We start from the raw sequence: 5,024 nt of genomic DNA, 5'->3' as shown, positions 1-5,024 counted from the left end.
TCGGCAACCCCGTCGTCATGGGTATCCGCACCGGGGGAGCGGAGTCGTTCACGAACACATCATGACACCTGGGTTGCCAAACCCTCGTCGAAGATGACACCTTGGTTGTCATGACAGCTGCTCCGGAACTGAGCTTCTTCGCATCTGCCGACGGGGACCTGGCCTATCGCGACGTGGGCACCGGCACCCCCGTGGTCCTCCTCCACTCCGGCTTCGCCGACCACCGGGTCTTCGACGACCAACTGCCCGTCCTCGCCGCCGACTTCCGCGTCATCGCGCCCGACATCCGGGGCCACGGCTTCTCGGCCAACGCGAGCAAACCGTTCCGCTGGGCCGACGACCTGGCGGGCCTCCTGCGCCACCTGGACCTCGGCCCCGCGGTCCTGGTCGGCCTGTCCATGGGGGCGGGCGTCGCGACAGACACGGCGCTGGAGGCCCCCGAACTGGTCCGCGCGATCGTCGTCAGCGGCGGCGGGACCAGCGCGTTCGAGTACAAGGACCCGGAGCTGCTGGAACACACGGCCCGCGCCGGGCAGTTGCTCGCCACCGGTGACATCGCGGGCTGGCTCGACCAGTTCACGCAAGGGGTGGCGGGCCCGCGCCGCACGGTGGCCGAGGTCGACCCATCGGTCCTGCGGCGCCTGCGCGAACTGACCGCACACACGATCTCGAAGCACACGCCGGGCGAGAAAGACTGGTACGTCCCGCTGACCGACCCGTGGTCCCGCGTCCCGAAGCTGGACATGCCGGTGCTGGCGGTCCACGGCGCCGCCGACTGGCCCGACAGCATCGCGATGGCGGGCCGTCTCGTCGACACGGTCCCGAACGGCCGCGCCGTGACGATCGAGGGCGTCGGCCACTACCCGAACATGGAGAAGCCGGACGCGTTCAACGAGATCCTCACGGACTTCCTCCGCGCACTCTGACGGAACTCGGGTCCGCGGCCTTCGGCGAGGCCGGCTCCCACCGCGGACCCAGGTCTACGGCACGACCGTCACCGGCCACCGCCCCGCCTTCACCAGCCGCACCGCCACCGACCCGATGATCCGGTGCCCCGCCTGTTCCGAGGCGCCCACGACGACCGCGTCGGCCTTGAGGTCGTCGGCGGCCTTGACCAGGCCGCCGTAGGGGTCGCCGCGGAACGTGTGGAATTCCCAGCGGATGTCGAATATCCCCTTCACGCGCTCGGTCTCGTGCCGGATCTGGGCGACGAGGTCCTCGGCGATCTCGTCGGTCGTGTCGGCGACCGGTGCCCCCATCGCCGCGCCCGCCGCCAGCACCGGCTGCACGTACACCATGGCGAGCAGCGCGTGCTGACGCCTGGCCAGGCCTGCGGCATATGCCGCGGCCCGGAACGAGGACTCGGAGCCGTCCACTCCGGCCACGATCACCTTGGGCCCGTCCGTGCCCCGCTCGAACTGAGTTGAGTGCTGTTCCGTCACGGCCGTGAGGTTATCGGAACCCGCAGGTCCTGAACCCTCCCGGGAGCCCTCGACGGGCGCGCCACCCGCCCTGTTCCTACAGTCGGAACCATGACTGCCACGGTGGAGGGCGCGAGAGCCAAGGACACCAAGGGTCCGATACGGCCACCCGGCAACGGGTTCCTCAGCAGAGTGCCCGAGGGTTTCGCGACCTTCTTCGGCGCCCTCGGCCTGCTCTGCGTCCTGCTCGCCTTCATCGCCCCGCTGCGCCGCGTGCTGCGCCCGGTGGTCCGCTTCCTCGACCTGCTGATCGTGCCCGTCAGCGCCAACCTCGCCTACGCGGTCTTCCTGTTCCTGCTCGCCGCCGCGACCGCCGCCCGCAAGAAGATCGCCTGGTGGCTGGTCGTCGTCTACCTGGGCCTGCTGGTCCTGACCGACGCCCTCGGCGTAGCCCTGGGCCTGTACGCCGAGTCCCTCCCGTCGCTCATCGTGTGCGCCCTGCTGCTGGTCCTGCTGATCGTGGCGCGCGGCCAGTTCTACGCCGCCTCCCGCCGCGCGGCCGTACGACGGGCCCTCGCCGTCCTCCTCGTCGGGCTCGCCGTCGCGATCCTGGCCGGCTGGGGACTGGTCGCCCTGTTCCCCGGCACCCTGCCCACGAGCCAGCACCTCGGATGGGCCGCCGACAGGGTCTGCGGCGGCCTGGTCTCCGGCCGCTCCTTCGACGGCCGCCCGCCCCGCGCCCTGTTCTTCCTCCTCGGCCTGTTCGGCGCGCTCGCCCTCCTCAACGCGGCCACCGTCCTCTTCCGCTCCCAACGCCTCGAAGCGGCCCTCCACGGCGACGAGGAGGACCGCATCCGCGCCCTCCTGAAGACCTACGGCGGCCACGACTCCCTGGGCTACTTCGCCACCCGGCGCGACAAGGCCGTCGTCTTCTCGCCCAGCGGCAAGGCCGCCGTCACCTACCGTGTCGAGGCCGGCGTCTGCCTCGCCAGCGGCGACCCGGTCGGCGATCGCGAGGCCTGGCCGCACGCCATCGCCGCCTGGCTGGACCTCGCCCGCCGCCACGGCTGGGCTCCCGCCGTGATGGGCGCCTCCGAGGACGGGGCGAAAGCCTTCGCCCGCGCGGGACTCGGCGCCCTCCAACTCGGCGACGAGGCCATCCTGCACGTCGCCGACTTCGACCTCGCCGGCCGCGACATGCGCGTCACCCGCCAGGCCGTCGGCCGCGTCCGTCGCGCGGGTGCCACCTGCCGCATCCGCCGCCACGCCACCCTCACCGAAACGGAGATGGAGGAGGTCGTCGACCGCGCCGACGCCTGGCGCGACACCGAGACCGAACGCGGCTTCTCCATGGCCCTGGACCGCCTCGGCGACCCGGCCGACGGCGACTGCCTCCTCGTGGAAGCACTCGGCGAGGACGGCAAGTTGCTCGCCCTGCTCTCCCTCGTCCCCTGGGGCACGGACGGCGTCTCCCTCGACCTGATGCGCCGCGACCGCACCGCCCCCAACGGGGTCATGGAGTTCATGGTCGCCGAACTCTGCGCCGCAGCACCGAAGTTGGGCGTCCACCGCATCTCCCTCAACTTCGCCGTGTTCCGCTCGGCCTTCGAGGAGGGCGCCCGCATCGGCGCAGGACCGGTGCTCCGCCTCTGGCGCCGCCTCCTGCTGTTCTTCTCCAAGTGGTGGCAGCTGGAGGCCCTTTACCGCTCCAACGCCAAGTACCACCCCGAGTGGTACCCCCGCTTCATCTGCTACGGCGAGACCGCCTCCCTGGCCCGCATCAGCCTCGCCTCCGGCATCGCCGAGGGCTTCGTCTCCGTACCGTCGCTGCGCCAACTCTGGGGAAAGGGGCACCAGAAGAGCGGGCCGCGGCCCGCGAGCACCGCGGACCTGCCGCCCCTGTCGGCGCTCGGCCCCGACAACGAGGACGAGGCCGACGGCCCGGAGGGCGGCCTGCCCGAACAGGTCCGCGTCCGGCACCGCAAACTCGACCGCCTGCGCGCCACCGGCATCGACCCCTACCCGGTCGGCGTCCCCCAGCGCACCCACACCCTCGCCGAGGTCCGCGAGGGGGACCAAGTCACCGTCGCCGGGCGGGTGATGCTCGTGCGCGACCTCGGCGGCATCGTCTTCCTCACCCTGCGCGACTGGTCCGGCGACCACCAACTCGCCCTCACCCGGGCCGAGTCGGGCCCCGGCCTCGACCGCTTCGTCACGGACACCGACATCGGCGACCACATCACCGCCACCGGCCGCGCGGGCACCAGCGACCAGGGCGAGCCCACCGTCTTCGTCACCTCCTGGCAGCTCACCGGCAAGTGCCTGCGCCCGCTGCCCGACAAACACCGCGGCCTCACCGACCCCGAGGCCAAGGTCCGCACGCGCTACCTCGACCTCGTCGCGAGCCCCGCCGCCCGTGACGTCGTCCGCGCCCGCTCCACCGCCGTACAGGCCCTGCGCCAGGGCCTGTTGGAGCGCGGCTACCTGGAGGTAGAGACCCCGATGCTGCAACAGATCCACGGCGGCGCCAACGCCCGCCCCTTCACCACCCACATCAACGCCTACGACCTCGACCTCTATCTGCGCATCGCCCCCGAGCTGTACCTCAAACGGCTCTGCGTCGGCGGCCTGGAGAAGGTCTTCGAGATGGGCCGCACCTTCCGCAACGAGGGCGTCTCCTACAAGCACAACCCCGAGTTCACGATGCTGGAGGCCTACCAGGCGTACGCCGACTACGACGTGATGCTCGACCTCGTCCGAGAGCTCATCCAAGGTGCCGCGACCGCCGCCTTCGGTTCGCCCGTCGCCCGGAAGGACGGCGAGGAGTACGACATCTCCGGGACCTGGCCGGTCAAGACCGTGCACGGCGCGATCTCCGAGGCGCTCGGCGAGGAGATCGACGCCGACACCGAACTGGCCCGCCTGCACCGGCTCTGCGACCGTGCGGGTGTGCCGTACGGCGCCGACGACGGCCGCGGGGACGTCGTACTGGAGATGTACGAGCGGCTGGTAGAGGAACCGACCCGGCTGCCCACCTTCTACAAGGACTTCCCGACCGACGTCTCCCCGCTCACCCGCCAGCACCGCACCGACCCGCGGCTCGCCGAACGCTGGGACCTGGTCGCCTTCGGCACGGAACTCGGCACCGCCTATTCCGAGCTGACCGACCCCGTCGAACAGCGCCGCCGCCTCACCGCCCAGTCGCTGCTCGCCGCCGGGGGAGACCCCGAGGCGATGGAGCTGGACGAGGACTTCCTCGACGCGCTCGAATACGCGATGCCGCCCACCGGAGGACTCGGCATCGGCGTCGACCGACTCGTCATGTTCCTCACCGGTCTGACGATCCGTGAGACGCTGCCGTTCCCCCTCGTCCGGCGCCGCTGAGCGCGCGAACACTGGGCCGGGCGGGTGTTTTCCTGCCGCCGCGCCGGTGTCGCCGTGGGGCGCCGGGGCTCGCGCGGGCGACTGATGAGTCATGAAGAAGGATCAGTTGCTCACGCGCCGACGGGCCCTGCTCGCCGGCGCCGCTGCCGTCGGGGCGGCCGGCACCGCCGGTCTGCTGTACTCCGGACTCTCGGACGACGCCCCCGCCCGGGTCACCGC

At 71.7% G+C, this 5,024-nt stretch carries 3 protein-coding genes; 2 read left to right on the top strand and 1 reads right to left on the bottom strand.

The genetic code is table 11. From position 1 onward, the window contains the following. The first annotated feature begins 110 nt into the window (after positions 1 to 110). Positions 111 to 926, top strand: coding sequence for an alpha/beta fold hydrolase (locus tag ACNFOC_RS50805; RefSeq protein ID WP_416965768.1), 816 nt, complete (start codon positions 111 to 113; stop codon positions 924 to 926). 54 nt (positions 927 to 980) lie between these two features. Here the strand turns inward: ACNFOC_RS50805 and ACNFOC_RS50800 are convergent, their stop codons facing one another. After that, entirely contained in the window at positions 981 to 1,442 is a 462-nt protein-coding gene (locus tag ACNFOC_RS50800; RefSeq protein WP_416965767.1) for a universal stress protein, read from the bottom strand. Between the two features lie 90 nt (positions 1,443 to 1,532). Here ACNFOC_RS50800 and lysX point away from each other — a divergent pair, with 90 nt between their 5' ends. Further along, positions 1,533 to 4,805: a bifunctional lysylphosphatidylglycerol synthetase/lysine--tRNA ligase LysX gene (gene lysX / locus ACNFOC_RS50795; RefSeq protein ID WP_416965766.1), complete on the top strand. Its 3,273-nt coding sequence runs from the start codon at positions 1,533 to 1,535 to the stop codon at positions 4,803 to 4,805. Positions 4,806 to 5,024: the final 219 nt, after the last annotated feature.

The sequence above is a fragment of the Streptomyces colwelliae genome (assembly GCF_048158785.1).
Lineage (GTDB): Bacteria > Actinomycetota > Actinomycetes > Streptomycetales > Streptomycetaceae > Streptomyces.
Note: the sequence above shows the minus strand (reverse complement) of the source record. Positions and strands in the feature narration are given on the sequence as shown.